The organism is Mycobacterium malmoense, assembly GCF_019645855.1.
GTDB classification, from domain to species: domain Bacteria; phylum Actinomycetota; class Actinomycetes; order Mycobacteriales; family Mycobacteriaceae; genus Mycobacterium; species Mycobacterium malmoense.
This window is the reverse complement of record NZ_CP080999.1, coordinates 5,219,008-5,236,609: the sequence shown is the minus strand read 5'-3', so window position 1 is coordinate 5,236,609 and position 17,602 is coordinate 5,219,008. Positions and strand designations below refer to the sequence as shown.

Sequence of the window (17,602 nt, the reverse complement as noted above, 5' to 3'; positions counted from 1 at the left end):
TTGTCAATATTGACACAACAAACGGAATGACACTTCCAAAGTCTTGATATCTTGCTGCAATGGTCAGGCCCGCTCAGACGGCGCGCAGCGAGCGCACTCGCGAAGCGTTGCGCCAGGCCGCCGTGGTGCGATTCCTGGCGCAGGGGGTGGAAGACACCTCGGCCGAACAGATTGCCGCCGATGCCGGGGTTTCGCTGCGGACGTTCTACCGCCACTTCAGCTCCAAGCACGACCTGCTGTTCGCGGATTACACCGGGCTGCATTGGTTTCGCGCCGCCCTGGACGCCAGGCCGGCGGACGAACCGATCATCGATTCGGTGCAATCGGCCATCTTCTCGTTCCCGTATGACGTTGACGCCGTGACCAAAATCGCCGCGCTGCGCGAAGACGAGCTCGACCCGGGCCGCATCGTCCGCCACATCCAGGAGGTCCAGGCCGACTTCGCCGACGCGATCGCAGCGCAGCTGCAGCGACGTGGCCACGGCGCCAACGGAACTGCGCGGCGAACGGCCGACCAACAGGTGCGCGCCGCGGTGACGGCGCGCTGCATCGCGGCCGCGGTGTTCGGCGCGATGGAGGCGTGGATGGTTGGCGACGATCGATCACTCGGCGAGCTGGCGCGGTTGTCGCACGTCGCGCTCGAGGCGTTGCGGGAGGGCATCTCCGGCACCTGGGTCACCGCAGTTTCGTCATAATTGACAAAACTTTGCCGCCGTGCGAGCCTCCTTTCCGGAGGCAGGGACATGACTGGTTATGACGCGATAGTTCTTGGTGCGGGCCACAACGGACTGGCCGCGGCGGTGCTGCTGCAGAAGGCGGGCCTGCGCACGGTGTGCCTGGATTCCAAGCTCTACGCCGGTGGGATGGCTTCCACGGTGGAGCTTTTCGACGGGTACCACTTCGAGATCGCCGGGTCGGTGCAGTTCCCGACGGCGCCCGTGGTGGTCAAGGAGCTGGGCCTGGACACCCTGCCGACGCTGGACCTCGACGTGATGTCGGTGGCGCTGCGGGGCGTGGGTGACGATCCGCTGGTCCAGTACAGCGACCCCATCAAGTTGTTCACCCACCTCAACGAGGTGCACGGGGCGGACGCCGTCAACGGGATGGCGGGGCTGATGGCCTGGAGCCAGGCGCCGACCCGGGCGCTGGGCCGGTTCGAAGCCGGGACGCCGCCCAAGACCTTCGACGAGATGTATGCCTGCGCCACAAACGAATTCGAACGCTCGGCCATCGACGATATGCTGTTCGGTTCGGTCACCGACGTGCTGGATCGCTACCTTCCGGACCGCGAAAAGCACGGCGCGTTGCGCGGCTCGATGACCGTGCTGGCGGTCAACACGCTCTATCGCGGGCCGGCCACGCCCGGCAGCGCGGCCGCGCTCGCCTTCGGGCTGGGTGTTCCCGACGGGGACACTATGCAGATGAAGAAGCTGCGCGGCGGCATCGGGGCGCTCACGGCGCATCTGTGCGAGCTGCTGGAAAGCCACGGCGGCGAGGTGCGGCTGCGGACCAAGGTCACCGAGATCCTGGTCGCCGACGGCCGGGTGGGCGGCGTGCGCACCGAGGCGGGGGACACGCTGACCGCGCCGATCGTCGTCTCCGGGATCGCGCCCGACGTCACGCTCAACGAGCTGATCGACCCGGCCGCGCTGCCCGCCGACATCCGGGAGCGGTATGCCGGCATCGACCACCGCGGCAGCTACCTGCAGATGCACTTCGCGCTGGACGAGGCCCCCAGCTTTGCCGCGCCCTACGAGGCGCTCAACGACCCGGCCATGCAGGCGTCGATCGGCCTGTTCTGCACGCCGGAGGAAGTCCAGCGGCAGTGGGAGGACTGCCGGCGCGGGATCGTTCCGGCCGACCCGACGGTGGTGTTGCAGATCCCGTCGCAGAACGACCCGGATCTGGCCCCCGAGGGCAAGCACGCGGCTTCGGCGTTCGCGCTGTGGTTCCCCATCGAGGGCGGCGCCGACTACGGCAAGGCCAAGGTCGAGATGGGGCAGCGGGTGATCGACAAGATCACCCGGCTCGCACCGAATTTCGAACGCAGCATCATCCGGCACACCACCTTCACGCCCAAGCACATGGGGGTGATGTTCGGGGCGCCCGGTGGCGACTACTGCCACGGGCTGTTGAACGCGAATCAGATCGGGCCGAACAGGCCCGGGCCGAAAGGCTTTCTGGGTCAACCGATCCCGATCGACGGGCTGTACCTGGGCAGCGCGGGCTGCCATGGCGGGCCGGGGATCACCTTCATTCCCGGCTACAACGCCGGCCGCGCGGCACTGACCGATATGGGCCGCTAGTCATACCGCCGAACGTGAACTCAGGGCGAGTTTTTCGCGATTTTTCAACCCTGAGTTCACGCTCGGCGAGGGGAAGGGGCAGGGCTAGCCAGGGCTAGCTGCGCCCACTCAGCAGGTCGTCCAGCAGGGCGGTGAACTCGTCCGGGCGCGCCGGCGTGAACGCGGGGCTGGGCCAGGTTCCCGGAACGTCCAGGGTGATCAATGTCGACTTGAAGGGCCGTTGCATGTCCAGGGGCAGCCAGCGGCGCAAATCCGAGCTGCCCCAGATGCGGAACCGATGCACGAACAGCCCCAGCGTCTCGGCCTTGTACCCGCGGATCGTGCCCAGCGCGATCACCTTCGAGGTACCGGAAGGAAAGTGGTAGCGGCGCAGCGTGATCGCCGCGTGGTCCAGCTGGACCAGGCCGTCGTCGTAAGTGCCGTTCATTTCTTCGAGCTCCGCAGCTGGTGGCCCCGCGAGGTCAGGCAGCGGCCGTCGTCCAAGCGCCACTGCCACCCATGCAGGTTGCAGGTCAACGTATTGCCCTCTATCACACCGAATTTCGATAGATCGGCCTTGAGGTGGGGGCAGCGGCGCTGAATCTCCCAGCCGTCCAGCGTGATCGACGCGGAGTCGTCGTGGGTCTCGGCGAACCACCCGTCGGCGTAGGCGATCCGCTCGTCGGTTAGGCACTTGAAGAACGTGTACAGGTATTCGTTGTAGCCGCCGACGCGCCACGCCCTAAAACGGGTGGACAGGAAGATGGTGTTGACCCAGTCGGGTTCGTGATCGCGCAGCACGGTGCGGACCAGCTCCGGCGCGATCGCGAACCCGTAGCGGACCTTCTCGTCGGGAATATGTTCGCGCACCGCTCGTTTCGGAAAGTCCAGGATCACCGTCTCGGGACCGATGACCAGTTCGACGGGATAGCCGATGCCGTCGCAGATTTCGTTGCTTTGCGACATGATCGGCTCGAACAATGCGCGCAGTTGTTCCAGCAGCGGCTCCCCGGTGGCGGGCGCCCAGCTCGCCCGCTCCGCGGCCAAGACGGGCGCCATCCGCTCGGCGTAGTCGGCGATGTAGGCGGATTTCCCGGTGGTGAAGATCGCCTCGACTCCCCCGCAAGCGGGAGGTGCCCCCAGCTCGACGGGCAGCGGATGGCTGAGCGAGTTCAGGGTCGCGCCGGTGAAGTCCGCGCTCGACCCGGGGATCATCAGCAGGCCGCCGTCGTGGCCATGCGTGCGCAGTTGGTCCAGGAACACCATTTGGTCGGGAAAGATGTTCGCCGGGTCGCCGCGGTCGTCGTTGAGGTGACGCAACTCGGGGTCCAAAAAGCACGGCGGCCCGGCCGACGGCACCACCCAGGTCGCCCCCACCTGGGCGATGTATTGACGGGCGCGGTCCATCTGCCGCTGCCGCTTCTGGACGCCGAACGACTGCTTGGCCCGGGCCGGCATGTCGTAGACCATCGGATACCAGATCGCTCCGGAGTACTGCAGCAGATGCACGTCGATGTGACCGAATTCGGTTGCCAGCACGTCCAGATCGACCGGGCGGGCGTCGTTCATGTCGAAAACCGTTGTGGTGCCATCGGAAACCACCAGCGCCGAGTCGCCGATCGGGCCGTCGGCGGGCGCCCGCAGGGCGATGACCATCACGTCGAGGTCACCCTTGGGGCCGCTGATCCGGTGTTTGACCGAGTCGGTGGTCTCGAAGAACCGGTGAAACCCTAGCTTTTGCAACTCGTTTCGCAGGTCGGGCACCGGGAAGTCGGGGAGCAGCACGACGGCGTCCTTGTTGACGTGCTCGGCCAGGTTCTTCGCGTCGAAGTGGTCCTTGTGCAGATGCGAGACATACAGGTAGTCGCAGTCGCCCAACTCGTCCCAGTCCAGCGCGCTGTTGTCCGGGAACGGAAACCAGGACCCGAAGTAGGCGGGATTGACCCAGGGGTCACACAGGATGTTGCCCGCGTGGGTCTGGATCAGAAATCCGGCGTGGCCTACGCTCGTGACCTGCACAAATACCTTTCGGGGGACGTTAGGGCCCGTTGACGGTGAACGGCTTGTCAGCCCCCGAGCTTAGCGCGAGGCGGCATCCTCGGCCTGCCGCAGCCACCCCGAGGGTTCGGCACTTCACGGGTGGGAGCACTAGGCTGAATGGCTGTGGAACCGGTATACGGGACTGTCATTCAGCTCGCCCGCCTGATCTGGCGCATACAGGGGCTGAAGATCACTGTCACGGGTGTCGAGAACCTGCCGAAAAGCGGCGGTGCGGTCATCGCCATCAACCACACCGGCTACCTCGACTTCACCTTCGCGGGTTTGCCCGCCTACAAGCAGGGCCTAGGGCGCAAGGTCCGGTTCATGGCCAAGCAGGAGGTGTTCGACCACAAGATCACCGGGCCGATCATGCGCAGCCTGCGGCACATTTCCGTGGATCGGCAAGACGGGGCCGCGTCCTATGAAGCCGCCGTTAGGAACCTGAAGGACGGTGAATTAGTCGGCGTCTACCCCGAGGCCACGATCAGCCGCAGCTTCGAGATCAAGGAGTTCAAGTCGGGGGCTGCCCGAATGGCGGTCGACGCCGGGGTGCCGATCGTCCCGCTGATCGTCTGGGGCGCGCAGCGGATTTGGACCAAGGGTCATCCCAGGAAGCTGTTGCGACCGAAGGTGCCGATCGTCGTGCTCGTCGGCGAACCGATCGAACCGACGCTGGCCATAGAGGAATTGAAGGGGCTGCTGCACTCGCGGATGCAGCATTTGCTGGAACGGGCCCAGGAACTGTATGGGCCTCATCCGGCCGGTGAGTTCTGGGTGCCGCGTCGGCTGGGCGGCGGAGCTCTCTCGTTAGCCGAGGCGGCCCGCATGGACGCCGAGGAGGCGGCCGCCCGGGCGGCCCGGCGCGCCCGGGCCAGCGGGGCGCCGGAATAGTCGGGAGTGGTCCGGAGTAGTAACGACATGGTGGAGCCAACATTCCGGACGCTCGAGATCCTGGCGCAGCTCGTCGTCCTGTCCACCGGCACCCGGATCACCTACAGCGGCGAGGAGAACATCCCCGGCCGGGGCGGCGCCGTGATCGCGATCAACCACACCAGCTATGTCGACTTTCTACCGGCCGCGTTAGCCGTGCATCGCCGGGGTCGTCGGCTTAGATTCATGATCAAGGCCGAGATGCAACAGGTGAAGGTGGTCAATTTCCTGATCAAGCACACCCGCACCATTCCAGTGGACCGCGGCGCCGGGGCGGACGCGTATGCGGTGGCCGTGCAGCGGCTGCGCGAGGGCGAGCTGGTCGGGGTCTATCCGGAGGCCACCATCAGCCGCAGCTTCGAGCTCAAGGAGTTCAAGTCGGGGGCGGCGCGGATGGCTAGCGAGGCGAATGTCCCGATCGTCCCGCTGATCGTCTGGGGTGCGCAGCGGATCTGGACCAAGGACCATCCACGACACGTGGGCCGCCACAAGGTGCCGGTCACCGTGCAGGTGGGTGCGTCCTTGCGGCCCGGCGAAGACGTCGCGCTGACCAATGCGGCGCTGCGCGAATCGATGACCGCGCTGCTGCACCGGGCGCAGCAGCGATATCCGCACCCGGCCGGCGCCTACTGGGTGCCGCGCCGGCTTGGCGGCGGCGCACCTACCTTGGCCGAAGCGGCGCAAATAGAGGCCGACGAGGCCGCGGCGCGGGCCGGTAAGTCGCGGTAGGCGAGGGAGAAACCATGGCAGAGCCGTTTTACCGGTTGGGGGAGTGGATCGTTCCGCCGGTCGTCGCGATGCAGGGAACCAGGTTCACGTTTCGCGGCCTGGAGAACATTCCCGCGCGGGGCGGGGCCATCCTTGCCCAAAACCACACCAGCTACCTCGATTGGCTTCCGCCGCTGTTCGCCGTGCGAGAGCGCGGCCGGCGCATGTACTTCATGATCAAGGCCGAGATGGCCGACGTGAAGGCGGTCAACTATGTGATCAAGCACGCCAGGCTGATTCCGGTGGACCGCAGGTCGGGACACGACGCGTTCGAGCTGGCCGTGCAGCGCCTGCGCGCCGGCGAACTCATTGGGATGCATCCCGAGGCCACGATCAGCCGCAGTTACGAACTCAGGGAATTCAAGACCGGGGCGGCGCGGATGGCGTTGGAGGCGCAGGTGCCGATAATTCCGCTGATCGTCTGGGGCGCCCATCGGATTTGGCCGAAGGATCGTCCAAAGAAGGTGTTCCGCAACAAAGTTCCGGTCACCGTGGCCGCCGGCCAGCCGCTCCCGCCGCAGGGCACCGCCGAGGAACTCAACGCCGTGCTGCGGCAAGCGATGAATGAGTTGCTGTACCGGGTGCAGGAGGAGTATCCGCATCCCAAGGGCGAGTTCTGGGTGCCGCGGCGGCTGGGCGGCGACGCGCCGACCCAGGAGGATTCCCGGGCAATCCGTTTGGCCGAATTGCAGGAGCGGCTGGAGAAGTACGGGAGCGACGGGGTGACGCGGCCGGGCCAGACTCAATCCGGATTGCATTGACGATTGCACGGGGCGGATCGTCTCAAGGACCCGAAGTGAATAGGCCGGCGCTGATCGCTTGCGATGTCGACGGCACGTTGTTCGACGAAAACGAAACCATCAGCCCGCGCACCCGCGACGCGGCACGCGCCGCCGTGGCCGCCGGTGCGCAATTCGTGGTGGCAACCGGTCGACCGCCGCGCTGGATACGCCCTGTCGTCGAGGCGCTCGGGTTCGCGCCGATTGCGGTGTGCGCCAACGGCGCCGTCGTCTATGACCCGGCGAACGACCGGGTGCTCTCGGCACGCACCCTGGCCGTCGACACCCTGGCCGAGTTGGCCGAGCTCGCCACCCGGGTCATCCCGGGCGCGGGGCTGGCCGTCGAGCGGATCGGCGAGCGCGCCCATGACACGGCGACTCCGCAGTTCATCAGCTCGCCGGGCTACGAGCACGCCTGGCTCAACCCGGACAACACCGAGGTGTCGATCGACGACCTGCTCAGCGCGCCGGCGATCAAGTTGCTGATCCGCAAGACCGGCGCCCGCAGCGCGGATATGGCCGCCGAATTGGCTAAGCATGTCGGCATCGAGGGCGATATCACCTACTCCACCAACAATGGGCTGGTGGAGATCGTCCCGCTGGGGATCAGCAAGGCCAGCGGAGTGGAAGAGATCGCCAAACCGCTGGGGATCGCCAGCGGCGAGGTGGTGGCATTCGGCGACATGCCCAACGACATCCCGATGTTGCTGTGGGCCGGTCGCGGCGTGGCGATGGGTAATGCGCATCCGGAGGTGCTGGCCGCCGCCGACGAAATCACGGCGCCCAACACCGATGACGGGGTGGGGCGGGTGCTGGAACGCTGGTGGCTTTAGCGCGCTATCCCGCGGGTGCGATCGCTGCCGCGAGTTGCTGGGGCGCGTAATTGACAAGCGCCGGAACGAGTCCCATGAACGGCGTGCCGAAGATGGTCACCGGGTAGGGGGCAGTACTGAAGGGGCTGCTGAGGGATATCGTCCCCGTAATGTGGTGGGGCGGAACGAGAAGGCCGTCGAAGGGCAAGTGCACCACGATCTGCGCGGTGAAGCTGACGGGAGGACCGATCGGCAGTTGGTAACTCACTGGCACCGGGATCGTCATATCCACGATGGTCTCGCCGTTGAGGAAGCCGTTCGTCATGACGGCCGGCGCGTCCACGAGCGCGCCGAGGGCGCCCACGGGGTTGCCGGCCAACAGGGCCTGCTGAACCGCCGTCGCGGAGGTGGCAAGGCCCTCCAGACCCGCGAACGGAGCACCCACCGCGGCGTAGGTGAGCACCAACGGCAAGCCGAAGAAGGCGCTGGCCGATCCGGCCGTGGGTTGCGATAGCGGCAGCGTGGTGGTCGCCGAAATGCTGGGGATCGTCAGCACATTGAGCACGTTGGTGAGGTTTTGCGACATCTGTCGAAGGATGGACGGTGGCATCAGGTTGGTGAGGTACTGCGCCTCCTGTCCGGGGATGTTTCCGAGGGCGAACAGATTCCCCAGCGGGCCCAGCAGCGTGGGATTCACCGTGGCAGTCACGTTGGGAGGGATTGGGGGAAACACCACGCCGATCAACGGGTTGCCGGAATCGACCCCGGTGACCAAGAGATTGGCGACGCCCTGCGCCACGTCCTGGACCGCATCGTAGTAATTACCCGCCAGGACGGCTTGCCAGGCCACCTGTAGCTGCGCGCCAAACGCCGGCAGCCCGGCCACGATTCCGGTTGTCGCGGCGTGCAGGTACGTGAAAAACTCTTGGGCGAAACCGATCTGCGTGACGATGAACTGTTGCACGTAATACGCCGCGTTGAAGGCCAGAAGCTCCTGGATGCCGGCCTGGATGGCCGCCGGCAGGTTCGCCAGATTGGCAGGGAAGTTTTGGATGGCACTCGCGAGCGCCGTGGCGATCTGCTGCCAGTAACCCTGCTGGTTGGCGATGAGCTGGCTCAGGAACGGCAACGGGTCGGCGGCCCAGGCACCGTAGAGGGCCTGCAGGTTGGCGGCCGTGTTGGCGAAGAGTTGCTGGTATGCGCCGGCTGGGACGGCGGCGGCGGGCGCGCCCGCGATGGCCGCGTAAACGGCTTGCACACCCGCGTCGATCCGGTTGGAGAGCAGCGAGGCAGCCCCGATCGGCACGGTCGCGGCGGCGACTCCGCTCGAGAGCTGACCCAACACCGCGCGGGCCGGCGCGTTCACCGCGTTCAGCAGGCCCTGCTCGGCGTTGGCGATTTCGGTGCCGAGATACGCCGCCGCTCCACCGTTCAACAGGCTCACGAACTCGTCGTGAAATGCCGCCGCCTGGGCGGTGACGGCGTGGAATTCCTGGCCGTATGTGCCGAACAGCCGGGAGATCGCGATGGACACCTCGTCGGCGGCCGCGGCGACGACGCCGGTCGTGGGGCCCGCGGCCGCTGCAGTCGCCTCCCCGAGTGCCGACCCGATTCCCGCTAGGTTCGCCGCCGCGGCCGTGACCGACTCCGGCGCTGTGACCACGAATGACACGGCCGTCTCCCCTCGCCTCGAGCCGCACAAACCCGTGATTGTCCGGCACGTTGAGCCTACTGTGACGAAATCCGCATCCGGGCAGAAACGGGCGTTCGGCTCGCAAAACTGTCCAGGTGGCGGCCGGGATGGGTTGGTAGCGAGAAGTTGCACCCACCTTTTCCCCTTGTGGCGCCGGTGTTTTCAACCGCCGTCCCCACGCACGGCCGGCGGCCGTCGGGAAAGTCTTCCGTATCGCGCGGGCATGCGGTAGTGTTTACACAATACGACTTGTAAAAACTCTGCGAGGTGTGAAACTCCATGGCCGACAACGAGCTCGACGTGCGACAGCTGCGCAAGCCCGACAAGCACCCGACGATCTTCGCCGCCTATGCTGACCTGCCGGTCGGGGGATCGTTCGTGTTGGTCAACAACCACGACCCCAAGCACCTCCATGACGAATTCGAGGCCGATCACGCCGGCAGCTACGGGTGGGAGTACGTCGAGAAAGGGCCGACGGTCTGGCGGATCCGAATCAGCAAGCTCACCACCACGCCGCTGCCGCGGGTTCTGACGAACACCGCCGATATCGCGGGTGCCGACCTAGAACCGGACGCGTCCGGCGTGGCGTGGAAGCTGGACGTCCGCGAACGCGACCTGGACTCGAATGTCATCACGCTGGCGCCCAACGGCGGAATCGACACGCACACAGGAGCCGACGTCGACGTCTTGATCCACGTGCTGTGTGGCAGCGGCCGGCTGACCACCGAAGAGGGCACGATCGACCTGGCCCCCGGCGCCCTGCTCTGGCTACCGCGTCGGTCACGGCGGCAGTTCGCCGCCGGCCCAGAAGGACTGCGCTACCTGACCGTGCACCAGAAGCGGGAAATCCTGCCCCTCACCCCCACGGTGCGGCAGGCTGTCTGACCAGCGCCGTCATGCAAACCAACCACCGCCGTTGTAGCGCAACGAGTTTGAGGTAAATCGCGGGGCTCCAGCGGGCCTAACGACGGTACCACCAGTGGAGGACTTGATGGCCATCGAAGCGGCCCCGCGAGAGTTGGTGGCGCACCGGCCTTTTCCCGCGCGGCTGGGGCCGAAAGGCAGCCTGCTCTACAAGCTGATCACAACGACCGATCACAAACTGATCGGCATCATGTACTGCGTCGCCTGCTTCACCTTCTTCTTCGTCGGCGGCCTGCTGGCGCTACTGATGCGCGCGGAACTCGCCGCGCCCGGGCTGCAGTTCCTGTCGAACGAACAGTTCAACCAGCTGTTCACCATGCACGGCACGATCATGCTGCTGTTCTATGCCACCCCGATCGTGTTCGGATTCGCCAACCTCGTGCTGCCGTTGCAGATCGGCGCACCCGACGTGGCCTTTCCGCGGCTCAACGCCTTGTCATTCTGGCTGTTTGTGTTCGGCGCTCTGATCGCGATGGCGGGGTTCATCACGCCGGGCGGAGCCGCCGACTTCGGCTGGACCGCCTATACCCCGCTGTCCGACGCCGTCCACAGTCCCGGCGCGGGCGGCGACCTGTGGATCCTGGGTCTGGCGGTCGGCGGTTTGGGCACCATCCTGGGTGCCGTCAACATGATCACCACGGTGGTGTGCCTGCGCGCGCCGGGGATGACGATGTTCCGGATGCCGATCTTCACCTGGAACATCGTGATCACCTCGATCATGGTGCTGATTATCTTTCCGCTGTTGACCGCGGCGCTGTTCGGGCTGGCCGCCGATCGGCACCTGGGTGCCCACATCTACGACGCGGCCAACGGCGGGGTAATCCTGTGGCAGCACCTGTTCTGGTTCTTCGGGCACCCCGAGGTCTACGTCATCGCGCTGCCGTTCTTCGGCATCATCAGCGAGGTTCTGCCAGTGTTCGCCCGCAAGCCGATCTTCGGCTACACCACGCTGGTCTACGCGACGATGAGCATTGCCGCACTATCGACCGCGGTGTGGGCGCACCACATGTTCGCCACCGGGGCCGTTCTGCTGCCGTTCTTTTCCTTCATGAGCTACCTCATCGCGGTGCCCACCGGGATCAAGTTCGTCAATTGGATCGGCACCATTTGGAAGGGACAGCTGACATTCGAAACCCCGATGCTGTTTTCGGTTGGCTTCATGGTGACATTCCTGCTGGGCGGGCTGTCCGGGGTGCTGCTGGCCAGCCCGCCGGTCGACTTCCATGTCACCGACACCTATTTCGTGGTCGCGCACTTCCACTACGTGCTGTTCGGCACCATCGTGTTCTCCACCTTCGCCGGCATCTACTTCTGGTTCCCGAAGATGACCGGCCGGCTACTCGATGAACGGTTGGGCAAGCTGCACTTTTGGCTTACCCTGATTGGCTTTCACACCACCTTTTTGGTGCAGCACTGGCTGGGCAACATGGGCATGCCCCGCCGCTACGCCGACTACCTGCCCACCGACGGCTTCCAGGGCCTCAACATCGTCTCGACGATCGGGGCGTTGATCCTGGGCACGTCGATGCTGCCGTTCGTCTGGAACGTCTTCAAGAGCTGGCGCTACGGGGAGCCGGTCACCGTCGACGACCCGTGGGGCCACGGCAATTCGCTGGAGTGGGCCACCAGCTGCCCGCCGCCCCGGCACAACTTCACCGAGTTGCCCCGCATCCGCTCCGAGCGGCCCGCCTTTGAGCTGCACTACCCGCACATGGTCGAACGGATCCGCGGCGAGCTGCACATCTCGGGCACAAACCGTCATCGATGACAACGCCATCGCCCGATGACGGAATGCGCTCAACCGCCCCGTGGTTCGGCTGGGGCGCAAGCTCTTTCGCCGGCCGACGCGGCGGTGACGCGCGGGCGGCATCAGTTCAGCGTGCGACCAGGATGTCGAGTTCTGGTGTGTCTGTGCCCGTCAGCCGTCGGTGCATGGCCCAGGCGATCCTGGCGGCCTGGGTTTTCGCGTGCTCGGCGACGGGTCCCTGAAACATCTCATCGACGGTGTCGTTCCACGTGGTCAGCCAGCGGACAAAGTGGCGGCCGCCCAACGGAATTCGTTGATGCACGCGTCGGTGGGCGTGCAACGCGCTGCCCCGGTACAGTCCGGCGCGAAACAGCACGGTCTGCCAGAAGTCGGCCATCACCGGGATGTGCGAGTCCAGGCCCTTGGCCCGCAACTCGGTGAAGGGCCCGGCGAGGACGTCATCGACCATCACCCGGTCATAAAACCGGCGCAACAGCGCCTCTACGTCCGCGCGGCCGGCCAGATCCGCGACCGCCCGACCGTCCGGCGCATGCGGCTCAGTCATGGGCGGTCACCCGGGCAAGGCATGGTTCGGGTTCGACGAAAGGCTCGAGCTCGGCCCGCAGAGCTGGCCGCGATGCAGTCGAATGGCGTTTAGCCGGCCCCGAATTCGCGAGGAGGCCCTGCAGAACGCCGCCGCCCGCTCCTCGAAAGTTTTCGGCGGCCGAGCACCGTCCGGAACACGTTGTCCCGCTGCGCTTTCAGACGCCAATTCGCGCTCGGCCCGTCGCGTGATCGCCGCGGTCATCCACCCCACGCGTCCCTTCGGCCGGATCTTTTTAAGGGATATTTCTCCTCAATAATAGCCAACGCCCGAGGCAACCGTCTAGAGTTTACACAAACAACGCTTGTAAAAAATCAGCCCGGCGGTTCGGATAAAGGAGTCGATGAAGCAATGAGCATTGCGGAGCGGAGCGCGCAGACCACGTGGGAGGGCCCCCTGGCGTCTGGCGAAGGCGCGCTGTCGAAAGGCAGCAGCGGGGCGCTGGACGGCCTGCCGCTGAGCTGGGCTTCCCGGACCGAGCGGCCCGGCGGCAAGACCAGTCCGGAGGAACTGGCGGCGGCGGCGCATTCGTCGTGTTTCGCGATGGCGCTGGCGCTGAAATTGGGCGAGAACCAAACGCCGCCAAGGCGACTCGACGTCACGGCCACGGTGACCCTGGATGCGGTCGACGGAATCCCGACGATCACAACGTCACGGCTGAGGGTCAGGGCGCAGGTGGCCGGGCTGGACGCCGAGGCGTTCGCGGCCGTGGTGGACCAGGCCGCCGCGTTGTGTCCGGTGTCGCGGTTGTTCGCCGGCGCCAAGATAGCGGTCGACGCCGAGCTCGACGAGGCCGAACCTCCCCGCCATGCACGCTAGGGCGGGCGAGCACCCGACGCCCGGCCGGGAGCTGTCTGCCGCCCTGAAGCGAGAACACCGCGAAATCGACAGTGAGATACAGTCTTTCATCGAGGAGCTCGACCGTGGCAGCGTGCGGCCCGAATCGTTGGCCGCGGCATTGGAAGCGCTGCGCCGGCACATCTACCTCGAAGAGGTCATCCTGTTCCCGCCGATCCGGGAGGCCGGAATGGCCATGCCGATCTTCGTGATGATGCGCGAGCATGGCGAATTGTGGCGCACGATGGACACCCTGACGGATCTGCTCGCTGATGGACTCGCCGATGGAGGGGACCGCCGGCGGTTGGTGGACACCTGCCGTCGGCTACTGGCTCAACTCGACCAGCACAACTCTAAAGAGGAACCGGTCGTCTATCCGCATGCCGACATCGACCTGCCACCGCAAACGAGCGCGGAATTGACCCGGTTCATCGAGACCGGCCGCGCTCCCGATGGATGGGTATGCCGGCAGGCGGGCGCGTGACGCGGTTGGTGCGCCTCCGGGCGCGATAGAACACGTTCTATTTTATGCCGGACGGAAGTGACTAAAGTACCTTTTTCCTGCAACGTTATCCGGGTTTAATCGGGCTAGATGCTCTCACTCATAGGAGGTTGTCATGGCCCGTCCCAACCTGGCGCCGGGGTTCGATTTCACTGATCCCGACATCTACGCGCACCGCCTGCCGGTCGAGGAGCTGGCCGAGCTGCGCCGGACGGCGCCGGTGTGGTGGTGCGAGCAGGCTCCGGGCAAGGCCGGCGGCTTCAACGACGGCGGCTACTGGGTAGTGACCAAGCACAAGGACGTCAAGGAGATATCGCTGCGCAGCGACGTGTTCTCCAGCTGGCAAAACGGCGCGATCCCACGGTTCAACGACGACATCGCCCGCGAGGACATCGAGGTCCAGCGATTCGTGATGCTCAACATGGACGCACCGCACCACACCCGGCTGCGCAAGATCATCTCGCGCGGGTTCACGCCGCGGGCCATCGGCCGGCTGCGCGACGAGCTCAACGAGCGCGCGCAGAGCATCGCGAAGGCGGCCGCCGCACAGGGCTCCGGCGACTTTGTCGAACAGGTGTCGTGCGAGCTGCCGCTACAGGCGATCGCCGGCCTGCTCGGCGTGCCGCAGGAGGACCGCAACAAGCTGTTCGAGTGGTCGAACGAGATGACCGGCAACGACGACCCCGAATACGCCCACATCGACCCGAAAGCCACCTCGGCGGAGCTGATCGCCTACGCGATGGGGATGGCCGCGATCAAGGCCAAAAACCCGGGCGACGACATCGTCACGTCGCTGATCGAGGCCGACATCGACGGCGAGAAGCTGTCCGACGACGAATTCGGGTTTTTCGTGGTGATGCTCGCGGTGGCCGGCAACGAGACCACCCGCAACACGATCACCCAGGGCATGATGGCGTTCTGCGATCACCCCGACCAGTGGGAGCTGTTCAAGAGGGAGCGCCCGGAGACCGCCGTCGACGAGATCGTGCGCTGGGCCACCCCGGTGACCTGCTTTCAGCGCACCGCGCTCACCGACTACGAGCTGTCCGGGGTGACGATCAAGAAGGGCCAGCGAGTGCTGATGTTCTACCGCTCGGCCAACTTCGACGAGGACGTGTTCACCGATCCGTACACGTTCAACATCCTGCGCGACCCCAACCCGCACGTCGGATTCGGCGGCGGCGGCGAGCACTACTGCATCGGCGCCAACCTGGCCAGGCTGACGATCGGCCTCATGTTCAACGCCATCGCCGACCACATGCCCAATCTCGCGCCGCTCTCGACACCGCAGCGGCTGCGGTCGGGATGGCTCAACGGCATCAAACACTGGCAGGTCGATTACCAGGGCACCGGCCCACGGGGCGGGAGCTGACCGCCCACCGCGACGGTATTCGCCTGTGCTACGAGCACATCGGCGACGCCGGGGATCCGCTGCTGCTGATCGCCGGCCTCGCGGCCGACAAGCACTACTGGCCCGACGAATTCTGTATTACCTTGGTGCAAAGCGGATTTCACGTTGTACGGTTCGACAACCGCGATTCGGGTCGATCCACCCATCTGGACGGGCTCGGCGCTCCGTCCCGCCGGGCCGCGCGGCGCGATCCGGGGAAAGCTCCCTATAGCCTCGAGGACATGGCCGAGGACGCGGTCGCCGTCCTCGACGAACTGGGCTGGGCCTCCGCGCACATCGTGGGGCACTCGATGGGTGCCATGATCGCCCAAACGCTGGCCATCAACGATCCGACACGAGTGCGGTCGCTCACCTGCATCAGCACGACACCGTCCCCGGACATTGGCCGCCTGACGGTGATCACCATGCTGCGGCTGTGGTGGGCCGCTCGCGGCGTGCTGACCCGAAGACCACCGCGCGGACCCGCCGAAGCGGGTGAACTGGCCGTGCGCCAGCACCGCGTCCTCGGCTCGCCCGGCTATCCCGCTGACGAAGGCTGGCTGCGCTGCCTCGGCGAATCGATGTATGCGCGAGGCGGATTCGATCCCGCCGCGCGGGGCCGTCAAACCGCGGCGATGCTGGCCGGCGCCGACCGCCGGCCCGACCTCGCGAAGCTGTGTATCCCCACTGTCGTCGTGCACGGTCGGGACGACCCGCTGATCCGCCCTGACGGCGGACGGGCAACGGCCGGCGCCATTCCCGACGCGACACTTGTGCTCCTGCCGGGAATGGGTCACGACCTACCGAAACCGCTGTGGCCCACCATCATCGAACAGATCAGGACCGTCGCGGCCCCAGGTCCGGCCGGGCTCAGCGGCCGTCATTTATCGCAGTAGCGATGTCCCGCAACACTTCTGGGTGTCGCAAGAAGGGGGTGATGATATCGACGGGCAGCGGGAACACCACCGTCGAGTTCTGATCCGCGCCCAGCTCCAACAGCGTTTGCAGGTAACGCAATTGCAGTGACGCGGGGCTCTTGGACAGGGTTTCGGCGGCTTGCCGCAATTCCTCCGACGCCTGCAGTTCCCCCCTGGCGTTGATGACTTTCGCGCGGCGCTCGCGTTCGGCTTCGGCTTCGCGGGCCATCGCCCGCTGCATCGACTCCGGAATCTCGACGTCTTTGATCTCCACGACGCGAACCTGCACACCCCACGGTTCGGTCATCTTTTCGATGATTGTGCGCAGGTCGCTGTTGAGGTCTTCGCGGTGTGCCAGCAGGGTATCCAGGTCCGCGCGGCCGAGCAGCGAACGCAGCGTCGTCTGGGCGATCTGTGACGTGGCGACCGCGTAGTTCTCCACCGCCGTGATCGCCTTCAGCGGGTCTGTCACCGCGAACATGACGACGGCGTTGACGCGGGCCGGCACGTTGTCGCGCGTGATCACCTCCTGCGGCGGGATGGTCAGCGTCACCAGCCGCTGGTCGACCCGGACCATCTTGTCCACCAACGGAATCAGGAGCCGCAGTCCCGGTTGGTACAGCGGGCGCACATGGCCCATCCGGAACACCACCCCGCGTTCGTACTCGCGCAGCACGGCCAGCGACAGCACCGCAAGCACGGCCAGCACCACGACCCCGACCGCGACGACGACGATCACCACACCGGTCACGATGTCTTGTCCTCCTTGCCTTCCCAGCCGCCCCAGCGGGTGGAATAGCGGTCGATCGCCGCGGCCACCTCGTCCTGGATGGCGGTGCGGTGTGGCAGGTGGTCCGGCGCGTTGGACGGGGTGTTCCACAGGTGACGGGCCAGTGGCAGCCCCAACAGCACCACGACCAGCACGGTGCCCGCCAGGACCAGCACGTCGGTAACCGAATGGCTGGCGACCAACGTCGCCAGCGGCAGCACGATTCCGAGCGCGGCCACGCAGCACGCGATCCCGCGGTGGAACCGTCCGGCGTCCGAATGCGGCCACGGGTCGACCTCGCGGCTGATCTCCCGGCCGTGATCCGAAGTCGTGCAACCGGATTTGGCGGGACAGCCGTTGCACACCACCGGCAGCGCCCGATAACGCATCACCCGGTGCTGCGGATCGAACGAGCTCGGCCATAGCCAGTGATCCCGTGGACACACCCAGGCGTCGTGGTCGGGGCGGTAGGTGAATTGACCCGTGCGCCAGAGCGCCGCGCGCGCCGAAGCCCGCCGCGCCATCGAGTCGAAACTCCACCCGATGGCCAGCAGCGCCAGCGAATACCCGGCAATCAGCCACACCGATGTGGCGGGCGGAGACAC

18 protein-coding genes are annotated in these 17,602 nt (G+C 66.1%); 12 read left to right on the top strand and 6 right to left on the bottom strand.

Annotated elements, in window-relative coordinates:
* The first annotated feature begins 59 nt into the window (after nucleotides 1-59).
* Both K3U93_RS24260 and K3U93_RS24255 read left to right on the top strand, forming a co-directional pair.
* Nucleotides 60-695 (top strand): TetR/AcrR family transcriptional regulator, encoded by a 636-nt coding sequence (locus K3U93_RS24260; RefSeq protein WP_071511260.1) that lies wholly within the window; start codon nucleotides 60-62, stop codon nucleotides 693-695.
* Between the two features lie 48 nt (nucleotides 696-743).
* On the top strand, nucleotides 744-2,306 hold the full coding sequence (locus K3U93_RS24255) for a phytoene desaturase family protein (RefSeq protein WP_083012573.1): 1,563 nt from the start codon (nucleotides 744-746) through the stop codon (nucleotides 2,304-2,306).
* A 94-nt stretch (nucleotides 2,307-2,400) separates the two neighbouring features.
* On the opposite strand, the gene K3U93_RS24250 is transcribed toward K3U93_RS24255, so the two are convergent.
* Both K3U93_RS24250 and K3U93_RS24245 read right to left on the bottom strand, forming a co-directional pair.
* Entirely contained in the window at nucleotides 2,401-2,733 is a 333-nt protein-coding gene (locus K3U93_RS24250) for a hypothetical protein (protein WP_083012571.1), read from the bottom strand.
* The gene (locus K3U93_RS24245) at nucleotides 2,730-4,304 is read right to left on the bottom strand and encodes an MBL fold metallo-hydrolase (protein ID WP_083012569.1); all 1,575 of its coding nucleotides are present in this window, start codon (nucleotides 4,302-4,304) and stop codon (nucleotides 2,730-2,732) included. Before K3U93_RS24245 ends, K3U93_RS24250 begins: the two co-directional genes overlap by 4 nt.
* Nucleotides 4,305-4,448: 144 nt before the next feature.
* On the opposite strand from K3U93_RS24245, the gene K3U93_RS24240 reads away from it, so the two are divergent.
* Genes K3U93_RS24240 through K3U93_RS24225 form a run of 4 tightly spaced genes read left to right on the top strand, consistent with a single transcriptional unit; the run spans nucleotide 4,449 to nucleotide 7,635 of the window.
* Nucleotides 4,449-5,216 (top strand): lysophospholipid acyltransferase family protein, encoded by a 768-nt coding sequence (locus K3U93_RS24240; RefSeq protein ID WP_139797201.1) that lies wholly within the window; start codon nucleotides 4,449-4,451, stop codon nucleotides 5,214-5,216.
* A 27-nt stretch (nucleotides 5,217-5,243) separates the two neighbouring features.
* Nucleotides 5,244-5,984 carry a lysophospholipid acyltransferase family protein gene (locus K3U93_RS24235; protein ID WP_071511265.1) on the top strand — a complete coding sequence of 247 codons (741 nt, stop codon included), beginning with the start codon at nucleotides 5,244-5,246 and terminating at the stop codon, nucleotides 5,982-5,984.
* Between the two features lie 14 nt (nucleotides 5,985-5,998).
* Nucleotides 5,999-6,784: a lysophospholipid acyltransferase family protein gene (locus K3U93_RS24230; RefSeq protein WP_071511266.1), complete on the top strand. Its 786-nt coding sequence runs from the start codon at nucleotides 5,999-6,001 to the stop codon at nucleotides 6,782-6,784.
* 35 nt (nucleotides 6,785-6,819) lie between these two features.
* Nucleotides 6,820-7,635: a Cof-type HAD-IIB family hydrolase gene (locus K3U93_RS24225; protein WP_083012564.1), complete on the top strand. Its 816-nt coding sequence runs from the start codon at nucleotides 6,820-6,822 to the stop codon at nucleotides 7,633-7,635.
* A 4-nt stretch (nucleotides 7,636-7,639) separates the two neighbouring features.
* On the opposite strand, the gene K3U93_RS25410 is transcribed toward K3U93_RS24225, so the two are convergent.
* Nucleotides 7,640-9,286, bottom strand: coding sequence for a PE family protein (locus K3U93_RS25410; protein WP_083012561.1), 1,647 nt, complete (start codon nucleotides 9,284-9,286; stop codon nucleotides 7,640-7,642).
* A 300-nt stretch (nucleotides 9,287-9,586) separates the two neighbouring features.
* Between K3U93_RS25410 and K3U93_RS24215 the strand changes: the two genes are divergently transcribed.
* Both K3U93_RS24215 and ctaD read left to right on the top strand, forming a co-directional pair.
* Nucleotides 9,587-10,192, top strand: coding sequence for a DUF2249 domain-containing protein (locus tag K3U93_RS24215; protein WP_083012559.1), 606 nt, complete (start codon nucleotides 9,587-9,589; stop codon nucleotides 10,190-10,192).
* A 106-nt stretch (nucleotides 10,193-10,298) separates the two neighbouring features.
* Nucleotides 10,299-11,999, top strand: a complete 1,701-nt coding sequence (gene ctaD, locus K3U93_RS24210; RefSeq protein WP_220688566.1) for an aa3-type cytochrome oxidase subunit I — start codon at nucleotides 10,299-10,301, stop codon at nucleotides 11,997-11,999.
* 106 nt (nucleotides 12,000-12,105) lie between these two features.
* Here the strand turns inward: ctaD and K3U93_RS24205 are convergent, their stop codons facing one another.
* On the bottom strand, nucleotides 12,106-12,543 hold the full coding sequence (locus K3U93_RS24205) for a group III truncated hemoglobin (protein WP_083012556.1): 438 nt from the start codon (nucleotides 12,541-12,543) through the stop codon (nucleotides 12,106-12,108).
* 390 nt (nucleotides 12,544-12,933) lie between these two features.
* Here K3U93_RS24205 and K3U93_RS24200 point away from each other — a divergent pair, with 390 nt between their 5' ends.
* The 4 genes from K3U93_RS24200 (at nucleotide 12,934) to K3U93_RS24185 (ending at nucleotide 16,207) form a co-directional block, all read left to right on the top strand.
* Complete coding sequence (locus tag K3U93_RS24200; RefSeq protein WP_083012554.1) at nucleotides 12,934-13,401, top strand: OsmC family peroxiredoxin; 468 nt, start codon at nucleotides 12,934-12,936, stop codon at nucleotides 13,399-13,401.
* Nucleotides 13,391-13,903, top strand: a complete 513-nt coding sequence (locus K3U93_RS24195; protein WP_083012551.1) for a hemerythrin domain-containing protein — start codon at nucleotides 13,391-13,393, stop codon at nucleotides 13,901-13,903. Before K3U93_RS24200 ends, K3U93_RS24195 begins: the two co-directional genes overlap by 11 nt.
* Before the next feature lie 133 nt (nucleotides 13,904-14,036).
* Nucleotides 14,037-15,293 carry a cytochrome P450 gene (locus K3U93_RS24190; protein ID WP_083012548.1) on the top strand — a complete coding sequence of 419 codons (1,257 nt, stop codon included), beginning with the start codon at nucleotides 14,037-14,039 and terminating at the stop codon, nucleotides 15,291-15,293.
* On the top strand, nucleotides 15,227-16,207 hold the full coding sequence (locus K3U93_RS24185) for an alpha/beta fold hydrolase (protein WP_083012546.1): 981 nt from the start codon (nucleotides 15,227-15,229) through the stop codon (nucleotides 16,205-16,207). Before K3U93_RS24190 ends, K3U93_RS24185 begins: the two co-directional genes overlap by 67 nt.
* On the opposite strand, the gene K3U93_RS24180 is transcribed toward K3U93_RS24185, so the two are convergent.
* Both K3U93_RS24180 and K3U93_RS24175 read right to left on the bottom strand, forming a co-directional pair.
* Nucleotides 16,182-16,979: a slipin family protein gene (locus K3U93_RS24180; protein ID WP_071511275.1), complete on the bottom strand. Its 798-nt coding sequence runs from the start codon at nucleotides 16,977-16,979 to the stop codon at nucleotides 16,182-16,184. The two genes, K3U93_RS24185 and K3U93_RS24180, sit on opposite strands and share 26 nt — an antisense overlap.
* Nucleotides 16,976-17,602, bottom strand: a complete 627-nt coding sequence (locus K3U93_RS24175; RefSeq protein WP_071511276.1) for a hypothetical protein — start codon at nucleotides 17,600-17,602, stop codon at nucleotides 16,976-16,978. The genes K3U93_RS24180 and K3U93_RS24175 overlap by 4 nt, the downstream gene beginning before the upstream one ends.

What these genes read in the sequence shown, in the direction of transcription:
- K3U93_RS24190 (WP_083012548.1), top strand. Translation starts at nt 14,037, where the DNA reads ATGGCCCGTCCCAACCTGGCGCCGGGGTTCGATTTCACTGATCCCGAC.
- K3U93_RS24185 (WP_083012546.1), top strand. Translation starts at nt 15,227, where the DNA reads ATGGCTCAACGGCATCAAACACTGGCAGGTCGATTACCAGGGCACCGG.
- K3U93_RS24215 (WP_083012559.1), top strand. Translation starts at nt 9,587, where the DNA reads ATGGCCGACAACGAGCTCGACGTGCGACAGCTGCGCAAGCCCGACAAG.
- K3U93_RS24235 (WP_071511265.1), top strand. Translation starts at nt 5,244, where the DNA reads ATGGTGGAGCCAACATTCCGGACGCTCGAGATCCTGGCGCAGCTCGTC.
- ctaD (WP_220688566.1), top strand. Translation starts at nt 10,299, where the DNA reads ATGGCCATCGAAGCGGCCCCGCGAGAGTTGGTGGCGCACCGGCCTTTT.
- K3U93_RS24230 (WP_071511266.1), top strand. Translation starts at nt 5,999, where the DNA reads ATGGCAGAGCCGTTTTACCGGTTGGGGGAGTGGATCGTTCCGCCGGTC.
- K3U93_RS24205 (WP_083012556.1), bottom strand. Translation starts at nt 12,543, where the DNA reads ATGACTGAGCCGCATGCGCCGGACGGTCGGGCGGTCGCGGATCTGGCC.
- K3U93_RS24250 (WP_083012571.1), bottom strand. Translation starts at nt 2,733, where the DNA reads ATGAACGGCACTTACGACGACGGCCTGGTCCAGCTGGACCACGCGGCG.
- K3U93_RS24195 (WP_083012551.1), top strand. Translation starts at nt 13,391, where the DNA reads ATGCACGCTAGGGCGGGCGAGCACCCGACGCCCGGCCGGGAGCTGTCT.
- K3U93_RS24200 (WP_083012554.1), top strand. Translation starts at nt 12,934, where the DNA reads ATGAGCATTGCGGAGCGGAGCGCGCAGACCACGTGGGAGGGCCCCCTG.
- K3U93_RS24255 (WP_083012573.1), top strand. Translation starts at nt 744, where the DNA reads ATGACTGGTTATGACGCGATAGTTCTTGGTGCGGGCCACAACGGACTG.
- K3U93_RS24260 (WP_071511260.1), top strand. Translation starts at nt 60, where the DNA reads ATGGTCAGGCCCGCTCAGACGGCGCGCAGCGAGCGCACTCGCGAAGCG.